Origin of the sequence: Vibrio tritonius, assembly GCF_001547935.1 — a bacterium.
Classification (GTDB): domain Bacteria; phylum Pseudomonadota; class Gammaproteobacteria; order Enterobacterales; family Vibrionaceae; genus Vibrio; species Vibrio tritonius.
Window position 1 is genome coordinate 302,406 of sequence record NZ_AP014636.1, and the last position, 22,109, is coordinate 324,514.

General features: G+C 46.2%; 17 protein-coding genes. 5 read left to right on the top strand and 12 right to left on the bottom strand.

Features of this window, described 5'->3' with window-relative positions; all coding sequences use genetic code 11:
• Positions 1-42: 42 nt before the first annotated feature.
• From JCM16456_RS16530 to cobA, 8 genes are all read right to left on the bottom strand, one after another.
• A complete protein-coding gene (locus JCM16456_RS16530) occupies positions 43-1,674 on the bottom strand; it encodes a methyl-accepting chemotaxis protein (protein WP_068716549.1) in 1,632 nt (543 codons plus the stop codon).
• Positions 1,675-2,029: 355 nt separating this feature from the next.
• On the bottom strand, positions 2,030-2,674 hold the full coding sequence (gene narL / locus JCM16456_RS16535; RefSeq protein WP_068716552.1) for a two-component system response regulator NarL: 645 nt from the start codon (positions 2,672-2,674) through the stop codon (positions 2,030-2,032).
• A gap of 67 nt (positions 2,675-2,741) precedes the next feature.
• Positions 2,742-4,523 (bottom strand): type IV pili methyl-accepting chemotaxis transducer N-terminal domain-containing protein, encoded by a 1,782-nt coding sequence (locus JCM16456_RS16540; RefSeq protein ID WP_156430578.1) that lies wholly within the window; start codon positions 4,521-4,523, stop codon positions 2,742-2,744.
• 93 nt (positions 4,524-4,616) lie between these two features.
• Complete coding sequence (locus tag JCM16456_RS16545) at positions 4,617-6,344, bottom strand: bifunctional protein-serine/threonine kinase/phosphatase (RefSeq protein WP_156430579.1); 1,728 nt, start codon at positions 6,342-6,344, stop codon at positions 4,617-4,619.
• Positions 6,345-6,426: 82 nt separating this feature from the next.
• The gene (locus JCM16456_RS16550) at positions 6,427-7,893 is read right to left on the bottom strand and encodes a NarK family nitrate/nitrite MFS transporter (protein ID WP_068716556.1); all 1,467 of its coding nucleotides are present in this window, start codon (positions 7,891-7,893) and stop codon (positions 6,427-6,429) included.
• An 89-nt stretch (positions 7,894-7,982) separates the two neighbouring features.
• Positions 7,983-8,309, bottom strand: a complete 327-nt coding sequence (gene nirD, locus JCM16456_RS16555; protein WP_068716558.1) for a nitrite reductase small subunit NirD — start codon at positions 8,307-8,309, stop codon at positions 7,983-7,985.
• Positions 8,310-8,332: 23 nt separating this feature from the next.
• On the bottom strand, positions 8,333-10,873 hold the full coding sequence (gene nirB / locus JCM16456_RS16560; RefSeq protein ID WP_068716560.1) for a nitrite reductase large subunit NirB: 2,541 nt from the start codon (positions 10,871-10,873) through the stop codon (positions 8,333-8,335).
• 41 nt (positions 10,874-10,914) lie between these two features.
• Entirely contained in the window at positions 10,915-11,733 is an 819-nt protein-coding gene (cobA, locus tag JCM16456_RS16565; RefSeq protein ID WP_068716562.1) for a uroporphyrinogen-III C-methyltransferase, read from the bottom strand.
• 404 nt (positions 11,734-12,137) lie between these two features.
• On the opposite strand from cobA, the gene JCM16456_RS16570 reads away from it, so the two are divergent.
• Both JCM16456_RS16570 and JCM16456_RS16575 read left to right on the top strand, forming a co-directional pair.
• A complete protein-coding gene (locus JCM16456_RS16570; protein ID WP_068716564.1) occupies positions 12,138-14,612 on the top strand; it encodes a molybdopterin oxidoreductase family protein in 2,475 nt (824 codons plus the stop codon).
• Between the two features lie 222 nt (positions 14,613-14,834).
• Entirely contained in the window at positions 14,835-16,433 is a 1,599-nt protein-coding gene (locus tag JCM16456_RS16575) for an ABC-F family ATPase (protein ID WP_068716566.1), read from the top strand.
• 52 nt (positions 16,434-16,485) lie between these two features.
• Here JCM16456_RS16575 and JCM16456_RS16580 read toward each other — a convergent pair whose 3' ends face one another.
• Entirely contained in the window at positions 16,486-17,427 is a 942-nt protein-coding gene (locus JCM16456_RS16580) for an AraC family transcriptional regulator (RefSeq protein WP_068716568.1), read from the bottom strand.
• Between the two features lie 198 nt (positions 17,428-17,625).
• Positions 17,626-17,766 (bottom strand): hypothetical protein, encoded by a 141-nt coding sequence (locus JCM16456_RS23800; RefSeq protein ID WP_156430580.1) that lies wholly within the window; start codon positions 17,764-17,766, stop codon positions 17,626-17,628.
• Between JCM16456_RS23800 and JCM16456_RS16585 the strand changes: the two genes are divergently transcribed.
• Positions 17,765-18,493, top strand: coding sequence for a carboxymuconolactone decarboxylase family protein (locus JCM16456_RS16585; RefSeq protein ID WP_068716570.1), 729 nt, complete (start codon positions 17,765-17,767; stop codon positions 18,491-18,493). The genes JCM16456_RS23800 and JCM16456_RS16585 overlap by 2 nt on opposite strands.
• Before the next feature lie 174 nt (positions 18,494-18,667).
• On the opposite strand, the gene JCM16456_RS23805 is transcribed toward JCM16456_RS16585, so the two are convergent.
• On the bottom strand, positions 18,668-18,835 hold the full coding sequence (locus JCM16456_RS23805) for a hypothetical protein (RefSeq protein ID WP_156430581.1): 168 nt from the start codon (positions 18,833-18,835) through the stop codon (positions 18,668-18,670).
• Positions 18,836-18,924: 89 nt separating this feature from the next.
• Here JCM16456_RS23805 and JCM16456_RS16590 point away from each other — a divergent pair, with 89 nt between their 5' ends.
• Together JCM16456_RS16590 and JCM16456_RS16595 are read left to right on the top strand one after the other, a co-directional pair.
• Entirely contained in the window at positions 18,925-19,791 is an 867-nt protein-coding gene (locus tag JCM16456_RS16590; protein WP_068716572.1) for a DUF3737 family protein, read from the top strand.
• A 5-nt stretch (positions 19,792-19,796) separates the two neighbouring features.
• Positions 19,797-21,017 carry a MalY/PatB family protein gene (locus JCM16456_RS16595; RefSeq protein ID WP_068716574.1) on the top strand — a complete coding sequence of 407 codons (1,221 nt, stop codon included), beginning with the start codon at positions 19,797-19,799 and terminating at the stop codon, positions 21,015-21,017.
• A gap of 142 nt (positions 21,018-21,159) precedes the next feature.
• Here JCM16456_RS16595 and JCM16456_RS16600 read toward each other — a convergent pair whose 3' ends face one another.
• On the bottom strand, positions 21,160-22,098 hold the full coding sequence (locus JCM16456_RS16600) for a LysR substrate-binding domain-containing protein (protein WP_068716576.1): 939 nt from the start codon (positions 22,096-22,098) through the stop codon (positions 21,160-21,162).
• Between the last annotated feature and the right edge of the window lie 11 nt (positions 22,099-22,109).

Below are 22,109 nucleotides of genomic sequence, written 5' to 3' on the forward strand. Positions count from 1 at the left end.
AAAATTCATGCTGTGGGTAAATACCACAGCATGAAGATAAGATTAGTTCAATTTGAAGCGTCGCATCGCTTCTTGTAGTGAAGAGGAGAGACGGCTCAACTCATGGCAAGCTTGAGAGGTCTTTTGTGAACCTTCTGCAACTTCTTGAGATGCCAAGTGAATTTGTTCAGTGCTGCGGCTTAGGTCTTCGGCAACTGAATCTTGTTGAGTACATGCAGTCGCAATTTGAGTACTGGTATCTGAAATATCAGCAATCGCTTGGCCTATGTGGCTCATCAGTTGTTTCGAACGCACACCTTGCTCGGCACATGCGGTGATATTGTTACGTGACAACTCAGATGCTTGCTGTGCTTTCTTGGCTAAAGATTGCAGTTGTTCGATGATTGCCGTGATTTCACTAGTCGAATGCTGTGTACGGCCCGCAAGTGTGCGAACTTCATCAGCTACCACCGCAAAGCCGCGACCCGATTCTCCTGCACGCGCTGCTTCAATGGCTGCGTTTAAAGCAAGAAGGTTGGTTTGATCAGCAATATCACGAATAACATCAAGGATCACGTTGATTTGACTTGATTGTTTTTCTAATTCAGTGACAGTGTCACCTGCGACACCGATAACTGTCGCCACTTCTTCAATCGAATCGATGATGCTTTGTGTTTCGCGCACGCCCATTTGAGTTTGGTCATTCGCGTGACTTGCTTTGCTCGCAGACGCTTGTGTATTCTCTGCCACATCAGCAACGGTGGCTTTCATCTCAGTCATTGCGGTCGCAATGTGCGTGATCTGCAATTGTTGCTCTTTCATTCCTGTTGCTGATTGTTGCGATATGTGAGTCATCTGTTCAACCGATTGACTCAGTTGGTTGACTGCATCGACCACATTATGAATAACGGTACGTAAATCATTTTGCATTTTTGAGGTGGCATCGGCTAACTCGCCGAGTTCGTCATTACCAATTGAGCTGCGGTCGAGTTTCTTAGATAAGTCTCCTTTAGCGATAGCATTGGCTTGCGCAACAACGATTTTGAGTGGACCACAAATTAGGCGAGCCAAAACAACGGTCATCACAACCATCAACAACAGGATGAAGGCATTACTTACAAATGCCGTGACATTCATATTATCCACAGATGACAGAATAGCATGTTTGTTACGATCCATTGCCTGTCTTAGGATGTTTGTCAGTTTGCCTAATTCAATGTCAATGCGGCCAAATGTTTCTAATGACGGCGCGATCGTTCCTCTTGCGGCGTTTCTGTCACCTTTAAGCATTGCTGCGTAGTAGGTTTCTACAATTCCTTTATAAGAGCCCCATTCTTTGATAAGGCGATTGAACGTTTCTTGCTCTTCACCGGGCCAAACCGTTTTGCCATAGGCAGCGATTTTTGCTTCAACGTTACGGCGTTTTTCTATGTTGTCATTAATACGTTGTTGAATATCTGCTGGGTTACCTTGGGTGTACACGGCGATTTGCCATGCACGTAGGCGAGATAAGTCGTAACGAATCGAGTTTACCGCATCAACAGCTGGCAAGGTGTCGTCGGCAAAATTGATGAGTTCTGCTTTGATGGAATTGAGTTTTAAATTCAAAAAAACGCCGAAAAGGATGTTAATCAGCGCAATGAGCAAAAAAGAAAGGGAGATCTTTTTTGCTATAGATAGGTTTTTGATCAGCATGGTGTTGTTTTGCCTTGTTTTCTTTAATTTGCAAAGAGTTACTTATCCCTAACTATAACCAGTATCCATGTGTTTACTGGGTTAATTATAACCTTGTCAATATAGTTTTGGATACAAAACAAAGCAAACCACGCGAAAAAAAATTGTTTAAGAACGTAAAAAAGCGAGCTTTATTTAGGCAATATTTTGATTTAGCTAAATAAAAGATGAATTGGTGAGCATGGGCGTTCTGAGAAACTAAGAATTAGCAATCGTTCTGAGCTTGCTTAGTCTCGAGGGGCAAGATCATGGCATTTTTCTAGAGCTCATCCAATTAGGAAAAACTGCTCAAAACTGGTAACGAAAACCGATGGATCTAACGAGAGTTTTCCATCAACCAAGCAGCGGCTTCTAAGCGGGAGTGTAAATCGAGCTTTTTCAGTAGATTTTTCACGTGGACTTTGGCGGTTGCTTCAGAAATCTTTAATTCAGTGGCGATAAGGCGATTACTCATGCCTTTAGTTAATAAAATGAGGGTTTGATGTTCGCGCTCGGTAAGGCTTGAAAGCTTGTTGGGTTGCTGCGTTTTGGGTTTATGCCATGACTGGGCGAGCACTTGCGTGAGCCGATCAGACAGCGCCAATTTGCCGAGCACGGCTTGTTTGATGTTGGCGACAATATCTTCGGGTTCCATATCTTTAAGTAGGTAGCCATCAGCACCATATCGCATGGCGGTAAGCACATCTTCTTCCGTATCAGAAACGGTGAGCATCACGATTCTTGCGGTGACGCCTTTCGCGCGCATTTGGCGCAGGGTTTCTAACCCATCCATCCCTTGCATGTTCAAATCAAGCAAAATTAAATCAGGATCATCTTGCAGCGCACTCTCTAACGCTTCAGCACCGGAGTGACATTCCTTGGTCACTTCTAAGTCTTCTTCATAGGCGATAAAACGCTGTAATCCTTTACGAAATAAGGGATGGTCATCGACGATCATGATAGTAGATTTCCCATTACTCATTTGGCTCTCCTTTGCTGCTTGAGTGAAAGGTGTTAGTAAACATCAAACGATGATGTTGTGGCATAGTCTACCCAAGTTCCTTGTTATTGTTGAGGTAATTCGGGGTAAACACCAAACTCACTTCGGTTCCGCCATCGAGTAAGGTGTTGATCGCCAATGTTCCTTTCAGTGAATGACAACGCTCTTGCATAATTTCAGTGCCGTAATGGTTAAGCACCCGCTCGGTTTGAGTAAAGCCTATTCCATCGTCTTGTACCAACAGGACGACGTTTTTCTCCTCGTTTTCCGTTAGAGAAATGGTGATGTGTGAGCCTTGCGAATGTTTGACGGCGTTCTGCACCGCTTCTTTGGTGATTTGTAATAGGTGAATTTCTTCATTGGGCTCAAAGGGCACATGGCGACAGTCGTAGTGCAGTTGGATTTGCATGGCACTGTGTTTTGCTAAGGTCTGCACGGTATCACTCAGTGCCGCTTGCAAGCCGCCACTGTCAATCTGTAAACGAAAGGTAGTGAGGAGCTCGCGCAGTTGACGATAAGCCGAGACGACACCTTCTTTGAGTTCATAAACAGGGGTAGTGACTCGCTCGCTCACTGGCTCTTTCTCAATGCCTTTTTCAATACACGCGACCTGAAATTTGAGGTACGAAAGGGATTGAGCCAAAGAATCATGCAGCTCACGCGCAATAATATTTCGTTCACTCAGTAGCGCGATGCGTCTCTCTTGGTTGAGTTGGTTCGAAAAACTCAGTGCAATGCCCAATTGATCCACCAAGGATTCCACCAAATCGCGCTGCCAATTTGCCATTGGCGATTGGGTAAATACACGGATGTCACCATAGTGGTTGTCATTGCGTTCTATTGGAAAGTGAACGGTTTGGCTCGATGCGCTATTTCCCAGCTCTGAACCAATGAGCACTTGGTGATAAGGCAGTTCAGGCTGCGAGGTAAAGAGTGTCAGCTGTAGGTTATTGAGTTGGCTAACGGCGCTTAATTGCTGCAAAATCGACTCAAAATCGAGTTGACCATAATGAGATTGGTTGACCTGTTGAGCTACGTTGTACAAGAACGTGAGCATCTGATTGCTCTGGCTGAGCGCTTGGGTCTTTTCAGCAATGCGCTGTTCAAGATCTTGATGAATCGACTGCATGCTTTGATTGGCTTTGTTGATGGTTTTGGCCAAAAGACCAAGCTCATCATCGCGATGCACCAAACAGCGTTGGCTCCAATCACCTTGTGACGAGCTTTCCGCCACGTCGGTTAGCTCGCGCAGCGGGCGCGCGATGTATTTGTGAATCGAGTAAATCGAGAGAAGAATAAGGCCCAATGTGATGGCTAGTGTAATGGTCTGAATGATTTTTAACTCTTGCAGGCGCTCTTCCAACACCTTTTGATAGCCATAGACTAGACGGTCAATGGATTGCACAAAGCTTTCGAGTTTGGGCAGAAACGGCCCTAGTTGAAATTGAGCGTTAGCGTTCGCCAGTGTTGGTTTAATCTCTTGGTTCCACGTGTGTGCGACTTGATCGTATTCATCTTTAATCGCCACCTGATGAAAGCGAATAAAATCCTTTTTTAACACAGGGTCGTTAAACAGGGTTTCAAACTGTTGAATCAGTTGCTGTACTTTGTGGCGATTCTCTAGGGAATCCTCGCTTTGTAGTAGCGTTACCTGAGTGGTGATGCGGTAACTCATCATGCGCAGAGAGCCAGAAAGGTTGATGGTTTTGCCATCGTACTCACTTATTTGCGACATATACATTGATGAGAAAATACTGACGAACGCCATCAAGATCAAACTGACCATGATCGCGGTGATCTTCATGACAATTGAGCGGCTAAGTTTGGGCAATCTAACGTCCTTTTTCTTTTAACACATCCATTTTCTCGCCGTTTTTTTCACTCTTTTTCTTTGACCGTCCTGATCGTTACGCACAGCGAGAACCTAGTGATTTAGCAAAAGCAGCGCCTCTACGATAGCGACAAACAGTGCTGCAAGGGAAATCATTTTCCAAAATAGCACAGGATTGCGAGTCATTAATGGTCGATTGCTTGGACTATTGATGAGTGCGGTATTGGGTGTGCTCAAATCGGTAACAAAATCGCCTAATGCTTGATAGCGCTGCTGAGGTGACTCTTCGGTTGCTTTGCGAAAGGCCAAATCGACCCAAAGCGGAATGTCGGCACGATGAGTTTGTAGCGACTGATAATGCCATTTGGTATGACGGGCACTTTGAATCGCTTGCGAGGTATTTTCTTTAAAGGGTAAGTAGCCGCTCAGCATCTCATAACCAATAACGGCAATGGAGAACAGATCCGATAAGGTGGTGGCGCGCCCTGTATTGATGTATTCCGGCGCAATGTAGTTCACCGTGCCAAGTGGGAACGGGTCATTTTGATGTGCTTGTGCTTCTTTGATTCCCAGTACGTCGACGGTACCAAAATCGATCAATTTCACTGTCCCTTCTGGCGTAATCATGATGTTCTCGGGCTTGAGATCGCAATGAACCATATCAGCGCGCTGCAACACTCGTACCGCTCGCACCAATTCGGTGAGTATTGTCCGAACCTCATTAAGAGAAGGATTGGGGTGATCAAATATCCATTGGCGTAGTGTTGCTCCGGGAATCCACTCACTGACTTGATAGAGAAACGGCGTTTCTGCTGGGGGGGCGTACATCTTCATTAAGCGTGGGCTATTGAGCTGTGAGGCAATCCAATATTCGTTAGCGAATCGGCGTAACGTCGGCAGATCATCGCTGGCATTGACTGATGGCGCTTTAAGTACTCGCTGCTCTTTTATGTGTGTATCTTCCACCAGATAGACATGACTACGCGAGCCTTCGTGCAAGGTGCGCAGCACTTTAAAGTGGTCGAGGCTCATTCCGGCTTTGAGTACCGGAGGAATGCGGCGGCTGAGAAGTTGCTGTTCCAGTTCGGGCAAGCTCTTTTCTGGCAACGCCATGATATCGAAAATGACACAGGTGCAGTTATCTTGACTGCCATTGTCAATGGCGAGTTGGCAAAGCTTAGCACTCAGAACTTCGGCACTGTCTTGCTGCGCTAACACTGCGCTTATTTGCTCAGGGGAGAGTGTTTGGTGGACTCCATCGGTGGTGAGCAAAAATCGATCATGTCGATTTACTTCCAGCGTTTGATAGTCCACATCGGCATTCTCATCCATGCCGAGAGCTCGGGTGAGATGGCCCGTTCCTTTGGCGGTCATGCGTTGATGGTCACGGGTCAATTGGGTGAGCTTGTGGCGGCGATAGCGATAGATACGGCTATCGCCAATATGAATCAAATGAGCGGTATTGGATTTGAGGATTAGCGAGCTAAACGTGGTAACCATACCGTTATGGCGCAGCGCATCTTGGCCTTGGGTATAAAGCCATTGATTGAGTTGACTTAAAAGCGAAGTAACAGAATGAGAGACGCTCCAACTATGAGGCGTGGCGTAATAGTCTTGGATAAATTGTGTGGTGACCGTGTGGCTGGCTTGCTGACCTTGGTCGCTGCAACTGACGCCATCGGCAATGCAGACAACGGTGCCTTTGAACGTCAGTTCATCTTGTCTTTGCGGGTGTTTAACAATAAAGGCATCCTGATTTTCAGCGCGAACACCGGTGAGCGATGTACCGCCGAAGGTGACCCGTTGGAGTGATTTATCCATTCTCAAACTGCTCCTTGTGGTGTGAACCATCAATAACGAAAGCTCCTCAGCCATCGACTGAGGAGCTAAGGGAACATCAACCTTAAGAGACTTTGATCAGAGTGACTGAACCGTCTTCGTTCACTTCAGTTATTTCACCTTTAGGCTCTTCCATAAAGAACAGCGTAGCAAAACCAACCACAGCGGTTGCTGCAATCACGTAGAAGAAGGTTTGGTAGCTCACAAAAGAGAGAATCGTCAGATAAACTACTGAACCCACATTACCGTAAGCGCCTGTCATCCCTGCAATTTGACCTGTCATGCGACGTTTAATCAGTGGAACGGTAGCGAAAACGGCCCCTTCACCAGCTTGGACGAAGAACGAACACGCCATCGCTGCCGCAACCGCCAGCCATAGTGGCCACGAGCCGTTCACTTGTCCCATCAAGAAGTAACCCACAGCCAAACCCGCAGTCAAAATCAGCAGTGTCATCTTACGACCGTATTTGTCTGACAAAAGGCCGCCACCAGGACGAGACATTAGGTTCATAAAGGCGTATGAAGAGGCTACCATCCCCGCCATTACGGGCGTCAGTTGGAATGTGTCGGAGAAAAACAGCGGTAGCATTGATACCACAGCAAGCTCAGAACCAAAGGTGGCAAAATAGAGTACGTTTAGCACTGCGACTTGTTTGAATTTGTATTGGTGTGCAGGTTCAACTGGAGTGGTGAAGATGGTTTTGTTCACTTTCCAAACTTGCAGCGCATCGAAAAGATAAAGTGCCGTTAGGCCAGCATAAATACTGATCACCATCCCTTCACTGAGCATATTGATGCCGCTTGGAGAGAGTTTCCATGCCAGTAAACCAAGCACAGCATACATGGGAATTTTCATCAGCAGTAGGAAAACAAAATCGCCTTTAGAAGTCACTTCCATCGCCGACAGATGTTTAGGACGAAAATAGGTGGCGCCTTTGGGTGTATCGGTGACGTTACGATAGAAAATAACAGAGAACACCAAACTCATTAAGCCCGTTAATGCAGTCGCATAGCGCCAGCCGTCATCACCGCCGAACGCTAAAGCTAAAGCAGGTAGAGTAAACGCGGCAGCGGCTGAGCCAAAGTTACCCCAACCGCCATAAATGCCCTCTGCTGTGCCCAGTTGGTTGTGCGGGAACCATTCAGAGACTAAACGAATACCCACCACGAAACCGGCACCGATAAAGCCAAGCAAGAAGCGGGCAATCGCCGCTTGAATAAAGCTGTCGGCAAAGGCAAAAGCAAAACAAGGAATGGAGCAGATGGCGAGAAGCGCTGAGTAAACTGCGCGTGGACCAAAGCGGTCGGTAAACATACCAATCAGCACGCGAGCAGGAATGGTTAGGGCGACGTTGAGGATCAGCAAGGTTTTGATCTCTTCCGATGAGAGCCCAAGGGAGGTTTTGACCATTTGCAGCATCGGCGCAAAGTTAAACCAGATAACAAAGGTGATGAAAAAGGCGATCCAGCTGAGGTGGAGGATCTTCATCTTGCCGCTAAATGAAAACAGCGAAAATTTAGTATTGTCCATAATCTAATTCCTAACTGTAGAGTGTGCTGGTCCGCACAGTGCTGTAGCCAGCACTGTGTGTACGAAATAGTGATAAACGATGTAAGTAACTAGATTCTTATTTGAATCTCATCATTGGCTTGCTGAACTTCATAGGTGGCGATGCTCAGTTCCGGCTTTTCTAAACAAGCCCCCGTCACCAAATTCCAGTGTTGTTTATAAAGAGGGGACGCCACATACAGTTGATCGTCGATTGAGCCGATGATCCCGCGCGACAGTACATTGGCTTTGCCAATCGGGTCATAGTTGCCAATCGCATAGAAGTGGTTGGTGCGTTGACTAAAGAAGATAGCGACCTGTTTATCGCCCACCTTGGCACAAACGCCACTGTTTGGTGCGATATCGCTGGTTTTACAAATGGTTTTCCATTGACTCATCTTGTGCTTCCTTCTTTAGCCAATTATTGAACTTGGGTGATTTCGATAGCGAGATCATCGCGGTGCGCTTTAGGGGCAATTTGTCCGCGAATATCGACAAACTGGACGTTATCATCACGGTCATCACTGTTGATGAAGTGGCTAAAGCGTTGCAATTTTTCGGGTGTTTCTAGGGTGGTTTTCCATTCGCATTGGTATTTGGCGATGTTGTCTGCCATGGCTTGCTCGAGTTCGGTGCAAAGACCAAGTTTGTCGTCAATCACCACCTCTTTTAGGTACGCTAGTCCACCTTCTAGGTTTTCTAACCAGACGGAGGTGCGTTGCAGGCGGTCGGCGGTACGGATGTAGAACATCAGCACGCGGTCGATGTATTTCACTAAAGTAGCTTGGTCGAGGTCGGTCGCGAATAGGTCTGCATGACGAGGGCGCATACCGCCGTTACCACAGATATAGAGGTTGAAGCCTTTATCGGTGGCAATCACGCCGATGTCTTTGGATTGCGCTTCAGCACATTCACGGGTACAGCCTGAGACGGCAAACTTGAGTTTGTGTGGTGAGCGTAGCCCTTTGTAGCGATTTTCTAAATCAATCGCGAGCCCCATGCTGTCTTGTACTCCGTAGCGACACCAAGTTTGTCCCACACAGGATTTGACGGTACGTAGAGATTTGCCGTAAGCATGACCGGTTTCAAAGCCTGCATCGACCAAACGTCGCCAAATTAGCGGCAAATCGTTAAGTTGTGCGCCGAACAGGTCGATACGTTGTCCGCCGGTGATTTTTGTGTATAAACCAAAATCTTTGGCGACTTCGCCCAGTACAATCAGTTTTTCTGCGGTGATTTCGCCGCCCGGAATCCGTGGCACAACTGAGTAAGTGCCATCTTTTTGCATGTTGCCCAAGAACAAATCGTTGGTGTCTTGCAGCTCAATGTGCTCTTGGCGCAGGATGTAATCGTTCCAGTAAGAGGCAAGAATTGAACCCACGGTCGGTTTGCAAATTTCACACCCTAAGCCCGAGCCGTATTGAGCAAGCAGTTCGTCGAAGGTTTTGATTTGATGGACACGAATCAAATCGCTCAGTTCTTGGCGTGAGTAGGCGAAGTGCTCACATACATGGTTGTTGACTTCGACGCCCAATTTCTCTAGTTCACTGTCTAACACTTGTTTAGCTAGAGCACTGCAGCCACCACAACCGGTCGAGGCATTGGTGGTCTCTTTCAGCTCTGCCATGGTAGTGCAGCCGGCTTTTACCGCTTCAACAATAGTACCTTTGGTGACATCAAAACATGAACAGATCACTGCGCTATCAGGCAGGGCGTCGACACCCATGGCAGACGATTCATCTTCTGCCACGTTCGGCAAAATCAGCACTGATGGGGTTTCTGGCAGCGTCATGTTGTTTTGACGCAGTTGCAGTAAGTTAGAGTAGCATTGCGCATCACCGACCAAAACGGCACCGACAATCGATTTCTTATCGTGAGAGAGAATCAGACGTTTGTAGACTTGCTCAATGTCATCTTTGTAGGTGTACGACAGCGCGCCTGCGGTTTTATCGTGCACTTCACCGATACTCGCCACATCGACCCCGAGCAATTTGAGTTTGGTACTCATATCTGCGCCGGTAAATTCTGCAGCTTGTTCAGGCGTTAAGATATGTTGCGCGGCGACTTTTGCCATTTGATAACCCGGTGCGACCAAGCCAAAAATTTGGTTATTCCACAGGGCGCATTCGCCAATGGCATAAATATCGTCATAGTTGGTTTGGCAGTGATTGTTGATCACAATCCCACCACGTTCACCGATGCTAATGGTGGAGTTGCGTGCCAGTTCATCACGCGGACGAATCCCAGCGGAGAAGACAATCATGTCGGTTTCAAGGTGTGAACCATCGGCAAAGTTCATGCGATAACGAGCCGATTCGCCTGCAACGATTTCCGTGGTCGCCTTTTCGGTGTGCACATTGACGCCCATGGCTTCAATTTTACGGCGTAATAATTCGCCACCATCGTGGTCAAGCTGTACTGCCATGAGGCGTGGAGCAAATTCCACCACATGAGTTGTAAGACCTAAATTCTTAATCGCATTCGCTGCTTCTAAACCCAACAAGCCACCACCGACAACCACACCGCTGGTGCTGGATTGGCTCGAGGCTTCAATGGCATCTAAATCTTCAAGAGTGCGGTACACGTGGCAGTGTTCGCCATCGTTACCCGTAATGGGGGGCACAAATGGGAATGAGCCGGTCGCTAAAATCAGTTTGTCGTAGGCTAGGGTTTCACCGTCAGTGAGTGTCACGGTGCGATCATCGGGATTGATCGTCGCTACCTTGGCATTAAGGCGATATTGAATGCCGTGAGTTTGATAATACTCTTCGGTGGTGAGCGCTAAATCGGCAGCCGTACTGCCTGTGAGATAAGAGGTTAAATGCACACGGTCATAGGCTAAACGGGCTTCTTCACAAAAGGTGATGATCTCATACTCATTGCTGCCAGATTGAATCACATTGTCGATAAACTTATGACCGACCATGCCGTTGCCTGCCACAATAATGCGTTTTTTGCTCATGATGATTTCCTTTTATTTGCTTCTCAGAGTCAGTTTTTTCATTACGCGGTGAGGCGAATAGTGGAGGTGTCTGACTTTGCTTCCCGTTCTGTTAATTGTTCTAGCCACTCCATTTGTGACGCCACTTTGACCACTTGACCGATGACGATCAAGGCAGGCGAACAGACTTGGTGGTGTGTTGCTAAATGGTGTAATTCGGTTAATTCGCCAGTGAAGGTGCGTTGGCGAGTGGTGCAGCCATTCTCAATAATCGCAACAGGGGTGCTTTGATCCATACCATGCTCGATTAAGGTCTCTTGAATCCATTGCGCTTTCGATAAGCCCATGTAAATGACTAAGGTTTGGTTCAGTGACGCCAGTGCGCCCCAATTCACATCGAGGGATTTATCTGCGTGGGCGGTGATAAAGGTGCAACCTTGTGCGAGCCCTCGATGAGTTAAAGGAATATTGGCGTAAGTGCTGCAACCTGAAGCGGCGGTGATACCCGGCACCACTTCAACTCGGATCCCTCTTTGAGCCAGAAACAGCATCTCTTCACCACCGCGGCCAAAGACAAACGCATCGCCGCCTTTGACTCGACACACTTGCAACCCCTGCATGGCATAGCTGGCAATCAGCTCGTTGATCTCTTCTTGCTTCATGCTGTGGTGGCCTTTGGCTTTTCCCACATAGACATGCTGAGCAGCATGCGGAAAGGTTGCTTGAATTTCACGACTCACCAAATTGTCGTAAATGATGACGTCCGCAGCATCAATGGCTTTGACCGCTTTCATAGTGAGCAAGTCTGGATCGCCAGGACCTGCGCCGACCAAAGCCACATTACCGAATGTGATCGTTGAGCTTGTGATTGTCTTCATCATTCCAGTGCCTCGTCATGGTGATTAAGTTTGGGCGTCGATTGTTCCGACTGTGCTTTTTTCCTCTAGAGCAAGTTGAATGCCAAATAGGTGAGGTAATGAGAGAAGACTTTTTAAAATACTATTTTTCAATATGTTAGATGAGGTGATTGCCAGAGAATTACCATAAATGAGTCACCAGCGAGAATGGGTGAGATTGAGAAAAATGGTCCATGAATGTGCGACGATTTCTTTTCATGGTGAAAAATACATAAAAGTGGGTAGTAGCCTTGGGTAACCATCTCTACCTAATAGTGGGTAGATAAATTATTTTATTTAATTAATTCAATTGGTTGGTTGGTTTATGTGAGGGTATTGGTCTATAAATTGCTTTTCTATGCTGAAAGTAGAAATAGTAAGGGGAATGTATGGTGACGCATGATGGATGGACCAAGTCAACGTGTGCTTACTGCGGAGTCGGTTGTGGTATTGAAGCCCGTGTTTTAGGCAGTGGAAAGCTAGAAGTGCGTGGTGATAAAAGCCATCCTGCCAACTTTGGCAAACTGTGCACCAAAGGCATAGCCTTGGGCGATACGGTCATTGAAGATGGTCGTTTACTCTATCCTCAGCAATGCGTTGCGGGGGAATGGCAAAGAGTGGCTTGGGATGAAGCCCTGACTACCGTTGCTGACAAATTTGCGCAAACCATCGCGGAATATGGCCCTGATTCCGTTGCTTTTTATGTTTCAGGTCAGCTCCTTACCGAAGACTACTATGTTGCTAATAAATTGATGAAAGGCTTTATTGGCAGCAGCAATATCGACAGTAATTCGCGTTTGTGTATGGCATCGTCAGTCGTAGGACACAAGCGAGCCTTTGGTATGGACACTGTGCCAGTAGTTTATGAAGATTTAGAACAAGCGGAAGTGGTGATTCTGGTCGGTTCGAACCTCGCATGGTGCCATCCAGTGTTGTTCCAACGTTTGCGTGTCGCCAAGGAAAACAATCCAGAGCTTAAAGTGCTGGTGGTGGATCCTCGGCGCAACGAAAGCTGCGATATCGCCGATCAACATTTGCCCATTCATTCCGGCTCTGATGTCGCGTTGTTTAATGGTTTATTGGGTTATCTTGCGGATCAGCAAGTGCTCGATATGGAGTTTATTACTAAGCACACCAACCAGTTTGAGGCTGCGTTAGCCGCAGCGCAGCAAGAAACCAATACGCAAGATGTGACGGGATTATCAAGCGGTGAACTGGAGCAGTTTTATCGAGCGTTTGCTGAACATAAAAGGGTAGTGACCATTTACTCACAAGGGGTCAATCAATCCACTCAGGGCTCAGATAAAGTCAATAGCATCATCAACTGTCACCTTGCGAGTGGCAAAATTGGCTATGCGGGGTGTGGCCCGTTTTCGGTGACGGGTCAGCCCAATGCGATGGGCGGACGAGAAGTGGGGGCTTTAGCCAGCACCCTTGCTGCGCATATGGTGTTTGATCAGCCGGAAGAGATGGCGGCGATTCGCGAGTTTTGGCACACCAACTCGCTCGCCACCAAATCGGGACTCAAAGCCGTGGATATGTTTGATGCGCTTGCTGAGGGAAAGATTAAAGTGATTTGGATTATGGCGACCAATCCGGTAGTGAGTTTACCGAACAGCGACAAAATCAAAACCGCACTGGAGAATTGCCCATTTGTGGTGGTATCCGACTGCATTGCCGATACCGCCACGACGCGCTGTGCGGATTTACTGCTACCTGCCCAAGGTTGGAGTGAAAAATCTGGCACGGTGACCAACTCTGAACGCCGTATCTCGCGCCAACGAAAATTGCTCGCCAGTCCGGGGCAGGCGAAGCCCGATTGGTGGATCGTCAGTCAAGTGGCGCAGCGTATGGGGTTTAAAGAGCAGTTCGATTATCACCACGAAGGGGAAGTATTTCGCGAATATGCAGAGATGACGGGGCTGAATCAGCATGTGAAACCACGGGATTTGAACTTGATTGGTTTGGCTAAACTGACCGATCAAGAGTATCACCACTTGATGCCACAGCAGTGGCCCGTGCTTGAGTATCAATCGGAGTTAGTTAATCAGCGTCTCTTTACCGATAAGCAGTTTTATACCGCTAATGGCAAAGCAAATTTTTTAGCGGTGAGTCATCGAGTGCCTCAACGGCAGATCTCAACGCAATATCCGTTGTTGCTCAATACCGGACGAACCCGGGATCATTGGCATACAATGACACGTACCGGATTATCAACGCGCCTAGCCTCATTTCACGGCGACCCTTACCTTATGATCCATCCGGATACTGCGCAGCAATATAAGCTCAATGACGGGCACATTGCGACAGTGAGTAATCAGCAAGGTAAAGTGCGGGCTAAGGTGATGTTTAACGATGGGATGAAACGCGGTGAGCTTTTTATGCCCATTCATTGGAATGAATTAACCGCTGCGGATGCCAAACCTTGCAGCTTAGTTGACCCACGAGTTGATGCCTATTCGGGACAACCGGAATTTAAATGTACTCCAGTCGAGATTGCTCCAGAGCTAACGCCCCATTCGGTCGTGGTTGCCACTGAAAATCCGCTAACGCTTGGCCGCAGCGACTATTGGTCGCGACAAAAAATCGCTGGTGGGTATCTTTACCATATCCGCAGTGGCCGAGACGTTGCGCAGATATTATCCGAGTTACCCAAGCAGGAAGGAGAAGAGGTCAGTTACCGTTCTGGCTCTTGGCATTTCAAAGCCACGCGGCAAGGTGCAAAAACAGTACGGTTAGTGGTGGTGAGTACTGTTGCCAACTTTACACCTGAGCACGTTTCTGATGTGGCAGAGCTTTTTGCGCAGACCGAGGAGAACATGTCGACTCAGCAGCGCTTTTATTGGTTAGAACAACGTTGGTAATTTCTCGGTTATCATAACAATTTATGTTGATATTTTTCGATGTGTTTTAGAGTATGAAGTAGGCTATCAATGATAAAAGTGACAAGATTAAGATGAAATATCCTCGTAAGGGCTGAAGATAAGAAAAAAAACTGCTACTATGTCACAAATTTAAAAGTTGGCTAATGCCAACTTTTTTTGTGTTTATCACGCTGTTTATTTAAAACGACATTAGGAATACTTGTGCTCTCAACTGCAAATATCACAATGCAATTTGGCGATAAGCCATTGTTTGAAAACATCTCCGTTAAATTCGGTGAAGGTAACCGTTATGGTCTAATCGGTGCGAACGGTTGTGGTAAATCAACCTTTATGAAAATTCTTGGTGGTGAACTAGAGCCTTCTGCGGGTACGGTGATGACCACTGATCCAAACGAACGTATGGCGAAGTTGGGTCAGGACCAATTTGCATTTGAACAGTTCACCGTTATCGACACGGTTATCATGGGTCACAAAGAGTTGTGGGCGGTGAAAGAAGAGCGTGATCGTATCTATGCGATGCCTGAAATGTCTGATGAAGACGGCATGCGCGTGGGCGACCTTGAAACTGAATTCATGGAGATGGACGGCTACTCTGCTGAAGCGCGTGCAGGTGAATTGCTGTTAGGTCTAGGTATTCCTGAAGAAGATCACTTTGGTTTGATGAGCCAACTTGCCCCTGGTCTAAAACTGCGTGTGTTGTTGGCACAAGTGCTGTTTGCTGAACCTGATATCATGCTGCTTGACGAACCAACCAACAACTTGGATATGGGAACGATTGCATGGTTGGAACAAACGCTATTGGCGCGTAACTGCACCATGATCATCATTTCCCACGACCGTCACTTCCTAAACACTGTATGTACGCATATGGCTGACTTGGATTACGGCGAACTGCGCATGTTCAGCGGTAACTACGACGAATACATGATTGCTGCAGAGCAAGCGCGTGAACGTCTATTGGCTGATAACGCGAAGAAAAAAGCACAGATTGCGGAACTAAAAACCTTCGTAAGCCGCTTCTCTGCTAACGCATCGAAAGCAAAACAAGCCACATCTCGTCAAAAGCAAATTGACAAGATCCAACTAGATGATGTGAAGCCTTCAAGCCGTCAATCTCCATTCATTCGTTTCGATCAAGCGAAAGAGCTGTTCCGTAACGCTCTTGAAGTGACTGAGATGAAACAAGGTTACGATGACAACATCCTATTCAACGATGTTAATATGATGGTTGAAGTGGGTGAGCGCATTGCGATTATCGGTGAAAACGGTATTGGTAAATCCACCATGTTGAACACCCTAGCCGGTGCGATGGAGCCGATGCACGGTGAAATCAAATGGTCGGAGAACAGTAATATTGGTTTCTACGCTCAGGACCATGCTTACGAATTTGCTGAAGACATGAGCCTTCTTGATTGGATGGGCCAATGGAAAAAAGAAGGTGACGACGAGCAAGTGGTACGCGGTATTCTTGGTCGCATGCTGTTCTCGCAAAACGACATTAAGAAATCGGTAAAAGTGATTTCTGGTGGTGAGCAAGGTCGTATGCTGTTTGGTAAGCTAATCATGCAACAACCTAACATCTTGTTGATGGATGAACCAACCAACCACATGGATATGGAATCGATCGAAGCACTGAACTTGGCGTTAGAGAACTACAAGGGTACATTGATGTTTGTTTCTCACGACCGTCAATTCGTATCATCTATCGCGACACGTATCATCGAAATCACCAAAGATGGTGTGAACGACTTCCACGGTACTTACGATGAGTACCTAGCGAAGAAAGGTTTGATTGCCTAATCGTTGAGTCAACATTGAAATAAAAAGCGGCTGGATAGCCGCTTTTTTTGTCTTAGCTTGAAGGTGCTAGCGCGCCCGAGTCTTTAAGCTGTTTTATATCTTTAACTGGTGGCGCTCCAAATAGACGACTGTACTCACGGCTAAATTGCGATGGGCTTTCATAGCCAACCTTAAACGTGGTTGCGAGAGCGTCTAAGTTCTCTGTCAGCATCAAGCGACGCGCTTCGTTTAACCGCAGCTTCTTTTGAAATTGCAACGGTGTCATTGACGTTATGGAACGAAAGTGATTGTAGAACGCAGACTTACTCATGCCCGCGTAAGAGGCGAGTTCGCTCACATTTAAAGGCCGAATATAGTTTCGTTTGATCCACTCGATAGCTCGTGAAATATGGTGTGTGTGACTGCCATTGGTGACCAGTTGATGTAATCGCTTACCCTGTTCTGTAGAGAGTAAACGAAAGAAAATCTCTCGCTTAATCATGGGGGCGAGAATAGCAATATTATTAGGCTCTTCAAGTAGGTCGACTAAACGAACAAATGCATCGAGAAGTGGTTCTGTAAGCGTTCCTATCCCAATCCCTTTTTCTAACGAGTTTGAGTTTGAATAGCTCATTTCCGTATCGACCATCAGTTGTGAGATCTCTTGTAGATCTAGCTCCAAGATCAAACCTAAATAGGGGGCCTGGGGAGAAGCTTCGATGATATTGGCAATAACCGGCAAATTCACCGAAGAAATTAAGAAATGATTGGCGTCGTAAATATAGCGCTCGTCACCCAACACAACCTGTTTTTTACCTTGGGCAATCAAACAGATACTCGCATTGTGGGTATAGCTGGTGGGGGGCGTAGTCGACTCCCAACTCGTTAAAGTTAATCCCGGTATTGTCGTTTCTGTGTGGTTTCTGCTACCGCTCCATTTAGCTAAACATTGTGCCAGTCTGGTGGATGTTGTGGCAGCATTTTGCCCCGATGTATATACGTTTTTTGAGGTCATTGTTACACCATGTGTCTATAGCCAGACGAGATTGTGATTCTATCATTATTTCTGATTAACGGAATATTAGGCAACTTTCTAAGTGAGAGTGACTTGAGAATATGCATTAACCGCTTATTGCGTGACAGCCTGTTTTTATTGACTTTATCATTGAATTTATGAGTTGTTTCGCTTAAATCAATGAGTTTTTATCACTAATTAAACATAGCGAAGTACGGGATAATAGGCAATCTTCGCGAGAGTGGTTTGGAGTTTTAGGCAAGGAATAAAGGCGATTAGGCTACCGTCATGATATGCGGATTCGTTAGAGTACTTCTTATGCAAAGGGGAATATGTCATGAAAAGTCTAATGCAGTCATCCACGTTTTTACGAACCATCACTGTCGCTTTACTCATGCTTATTGGATTAACGGAGGCATATGCTATGTCGGCATCTACCTTAGATAAAAGACAGATCGCTATCATTCCAATTGCTGCACAAACAGCAAGCGGAGACATCGAAGGATTAAAAGTGAGTTTGAATAAGGGGTTGGACGCAGGATTAACTGTCAATGAAATCAAAGAGGTTCTGGTTCAAATGTACGCCTACACTGGCTTTCCACGCAGCCTAAACGGATTAGGTGCCTTTATGGGAGTTATGCAAGAGCGTCAAGAAAAAGGCATTCAAGATAACGTGGGGAAAGAGGCGTCATCGCTTCCCGCCGATTACAACAGCCTTAAAGATGGTGCTGCAAATCAAACGACATTGATAGGTGTGGAAGTAAAAGGCCCTCTGTTTGACTTTGCCCCTGCCATTGATGAATACCTCAAGGCTCATTTATTTGGCGACATTTTCGCCCGTGATGTACTTAGCTGGCAAGACCGTGAGTTAGCCACTATTGCGGCACTGGCAAATCTGAAAGGTGCAGGTAGCCAGCTCGGTTCCCATTATGCGATTAGCATGCACAACGGGTTAACTGAACCACAGATTCGCGCTTTCATCGAAGTGTTACGTGAAGCGATTGGTGAAGAGACAGCTAACCACGCTACAGAAGTGTTTAACCAAGTTATCGCTGCTCGTCGTTAATCTTCAAACCGCGCTGTGTGCAATACGCAGCGCTCTCACTCTTTTCGTTCAGTTTACGCCGTATGGCGACACTATTTAGTGATATACCGCATTCATTATACCCAAGTAACCTCAAGATGCGGTTTCAGCGAGAATGTATTCGCTCTTAGGCAAGGCACTGATTTGAATACATAGTTATTCTACGTAGAAAATCAGTAACGCAGCATAGGAGCGAATACAACTCGCCCCTTGGGAGCTCATCAACAAGCCCATTTCCGCGCCCAATGACGTTGAAAGGGAATAACCATTCCTTCCGTCATTGAGCTTGACCTGTGCTCGTTGATGAAGCTCTGAAGTCTGCATCTTGAGGTCATTTGGGTATATAAGCATTGAGCATATTTCAATGCTTCAGCTCGTTATGGGCAACAACTATTCAAGAGGACACTTTCCAAATGACCGTTATGACGTTGGAAAAACAATTGATCAAAGAGACCTTTTTTGAAGGTGAACGCCCATTATTTGCGTGTGAAAATACCACTTTGGAAAAAGTTCGTTTTTATCCTGGGGAGTCTGCGCTTAAACACTCAAAGCATATGACCGCCAACGAGTGTGAATTTATGGGCAAATACCCATTCTGGCATAGCGAAGATGTGGTACTTGAAAACAGCGTATTCACGGTTTATGGCCGTGCTGCGATTTGGTACACCCACAATATGGTGATGCGAAATTGTCAGGTTGATGCTCCAAAAATGTTTCGTAAGGTGTCGCACCTGAAGGTAGAAAACACCGTATTTTCGTCTGCTGGTGAAACACTTTGGTGGTGTGACAACGTGACATTAAATACGGTAAACCTCAAAGGTGCAGACTACGTGTTTATGCATGGCGAAAATATCGAAATTGACGATATGAACATGCAGGGTAATTATTCATTCCAAGAAGCCAAAAATGTCGTGATTCGAAATTCCTATCTCGATTCAAAAGATGCCTTTTGGGAATCAGAAAATGTGACGGTGTACGATAGCGTGATTGAGGGGGAATACCTCGGATGGCATTCGAAGAACCTGCGCTTGGTGAACTGTACCATTCGTGGAGAACAACCTTTTTGTTATGCAGAGAATCTCGTGTTGGAGAACTGCATTATGGGCGAAGATACGGAGCTTGGGTTTGAGTATTCAACGGTAGAAGCGGATATCCAATCCCATGTTATGAGTATTAAAAACCCTAAAGGCGGTTATATTCGTGCGCTTTCCGTTGGTGAGATCATCATTGATCAACACTGCATCAATCCCGGTGCATGTGTGATAGACGTTGCGGAGTAAATGGTATGGCCAACTTCCATTTAAACCAAGAGACCGATTTAGACCAACTCGCCAGTTTTGATCAAGTGACAGAGCGAAGAGGAAGCGGGAGTTATAAATGGGACTCTATTGAACAGGCGGATGCTTTGCCCATGTGGGTTGCCGATATGGATTTTCCAACGGCTCCGGCGATTATTGAGGCTTTAACTCGTCGTGTTCAACATGGCATTTTTGGTTATGCCAAGGTGCCCGACGTGTACTATCAACACCTTATGGGTTGGTTTGAACGTCGTTATGACTTTGCCATAGAACGTGACTGGGTGCTGTACACTTCCGGTGTGGTGCCTGCGATTTCCGCTGTGATTAAAGCCTTAACTCTGCCCGGTAACGGCGTGATTGTGCAGACACCGGTTTACAACTGCTTCTTTAGTTCCATTCGTAATATGGGATGCCAAGTAATTGAAAATACGTTGATTAATCGTGAAGGTTACTACGAAATCGATTTTGATGATTTAGAAAAGAAGGCTCAAAATCCGAACAATACGGTGTTATTGCTATGCAATCCTCATAATCCTGTTGGACGAGTGTGGACTGAAGCTGAGCTGCGAAAAATAGGGGAGATCTGTTTTGCCAACGGAGTCAAGGTGATCAGTGATGAAATTCACTGTGACCTTGTGTTTCCTGAGCACCATCATCAACCTTTTGCGGCTTTAGGCTCCGACTATCTTAGCAATTCCGTGACATGTCATGCTCCCAGTAAGTCATTCAATATTGCTGGATTGCAAATAGCCAACATCATTGTACCTAACCAAGCTCTGCGCTTGCGCGTGGATAAAGCGCTCAATATCCATGAGGTATGCGATGTGAATCCGTTTGGTATTGAAGCTTTGCTCGCCGCCTATGGTGAAGGTGAAAGCGAGGCATGGTTAGATGCATTGGTTAGCTATCTTTATGGTAACTACCAATTCGTTGCAGAGTTTCTTCAACAGGAAATCCCAGTGCTTAAGTTAACCAAACAAGAGGCAACGTATCTTGCGTGGATTGATTGCCGAGCTTTGGGATTACCCGCTGAAAAGTTAGTTACTATATTGGCGCAACAAGCAAAGCTTATTTTGAACCCGGGAACCTTATTTGGTGAAGCAGGTGAGGGATTCTTACGTTTGAATATGGCCTGTCCGCGTAGTGTCTTGGAAGAGGGATTACACAGGCTAAAAATAGGACTTATGGCGTGTGGACAGGCCGAATAGAAGTGGTCAATAGTTCTGCCAATTTGTGTGTTGAGTAATCGCTTATGGATTAAAAATGTATTCATTGGGGGAGTAAAGCAGTGCGGTATTTTGACTCTCGGCTCCCCCTTATCTAGGAGGTATGGCGTGATATAAAGCAAAATTACGCTAAGTTATTTAGATTAAGCTGCTTTTCTACCGCAAGCTGTTCTAATACCCAATGGATAAAACTCTCTGCGTCATCTGAACAACCGACTTGGGATCGACTTAAGAAAAAGGCATTCTCATAACATTCAACGGGGGGAGTTAAGGCAATAAGTTGTTCGCTTTCTAGTAATTCCGCTATGTGCCAATCCCAAGCTAGCGCGATTCCTGCATCATTAATAGCGGCTTGAATAACGCCAATCTGGTCTTCCATTAACATCATTTGTGTTGGTGATTGATACTTAAGTTGGGTATTTTGGGCCCATGATTGCCAGCTTTCCCAAAAACTTGGTGCGTCTTTTATTCCTAGTAGAGGTTGTTGCCAAAGTTTTGATAAATCACGGCATTCCGGGTTTTTCGCTAGAAAATCAGGACTACAGACTAATAACATACGTTCGTCGAATAATAAGTAATTTTCTTTTTGTTCGGAATCTATTGGAGCGTAATAGAACGCGACGTCATAGCTTGGCAAACCATGTTGAGTCATATTCCTTTCGTTATTAATCGATATATTGAGGTTGATATTGGGAAAGCGTGAGCGAAAGTCATCCAACCTAGGGATCAGCCAAAAATGCGAAAAGCAAGTTCCAATTTCCAGATTAAGAGCTTGCGATTGGGATGGATGTTTCATGCGATGACCAGCATCGGAAAGGATGCTTAGTGCTTGAGTGACATGGACGAGGTATTGCTCTCCCTCGTTGGTCAGCTCCAAGCCACGTTTACGACGGTAGAAAAGAGTAACGTCTAAAAAGTGTTCTAATTGCTTTATCTGCTTGGCAACAGCGGTTGGAGATATATGTAACTCCTTGGATGCCTTGGTAAAAGTGCCTAATCGAGCCGATGCCTCGAAAAAAATCAGCGCAGAAAGAGAAGGGATCGATTTATGATGAATAGGCATTCCATTCCTTT

Excerpts from the sequence above, each read along its gene's own strand:
- JCM16456_RS16530 (WP_068716549.1), bottom strand. The coding sequence starts at position 1,674 with ATGCTGATCAAAAACCTATCTATAGCAAAAAAGATCTCCCTTTCTTTT.
- narL (WP_068716552.1), bottom strand. The coding sequence starts at position 2,674 with ATGAGTAATGGGAAATCTACTATCATGATCGTCGATGACCATCCCTTA.
- JCM16456_RS16545 (WP_156430579.1), bottom strand. The coding sequence starts at position 6,344 with ATGGATAAATCACTCCAACGGGTCACCTTCGGCGGTACATCGCTCACC.
- JCM16456_RS16550 (WP_068716556.1), bottom strand. The coding sequence starts at position 7,893 with ATGGACAATACTAAATTTTCGCTGTTTTCATTTAGCGGCAAGATGAAG.
- nirD (WP_068716558.1), bottom strand. The coding sequence starts at position 8,309 with ATGAGTCAATGGAAAACCATTTGTAAAACCAGCGATATCGCACCAAAC.
- nirB (WP_068716560.1), bottom strand. The coding sequence starts at position 10,873 with ATGAGCAAAAAACGCATTATTGTGGCAGGCAACGGCATGGTCGGTCAT.
- cobA (WP_068716562.1), bottom strand. The coding sequence starts at position 11,733 with ATGATGAAGACAATCACAAGCTCAACGATCACATTCGGTAATGTGGCT.
- JCM16456_RS16570 (WP_068716564.1), top strand. The coding sequence starts at position 12,138 with ATGGTGACGCATGATGGATGGACCAAGTCAACGTGTGCTTACTGCGGA.
- JCM16456_RS16580 (WP_068716568.1), bottom strand. The coding sequence starts at position 17,427 with ATGACCTCAAAAAACGTATATACATCGGGGCAAAATGCTGCCACAACA.
- JCM16456_RS16585 (WP_068716570.1), top strand. The coding sequence starts at position 17,765 with ATGAAAAGTCTAATGCAGTCATCCACGTTTTTACGAACCATCACTGTC.
- JCM16456_RS23800 (WP_156430580.1), bottom strand. The coding sequence starts at position 17,766 with ATGACATATTCCCCTTTGCATAAGAAGTACTCTAACGAATCCGCATAT.
- JCM16456_RS23805 (WP_156430581.1), bottom strand. The coding sequence starts at position 18,835 with ATGCAGACTTCAGAGCTTCATCAACGAGCACAGGTCAAGCTCAATGAC.
- JCM16456_RS16590 (WP_068716572.1), top strand. The coding sequence starts at position 18,925 with ATGACCGTTATGACGTTGGAAAAACAATTGATCAAAGAGACCTTTTTT.
- JCM16456_RS16595 (WP_068716574.1), top strand. The coding sequence starts at position 19,797 with ATGGCCAACTTCCATTTAAACCAAGAGACCGATTTAGACCAACTCGCC.
- JCM16456_RS16600 (WP_068716576.1), bottom strand. The coding sequence starts at position 22,098 with ATGCCTATTCATCATAAATCGATCCCTTCTCTTTCTGCGCTGATTTTT.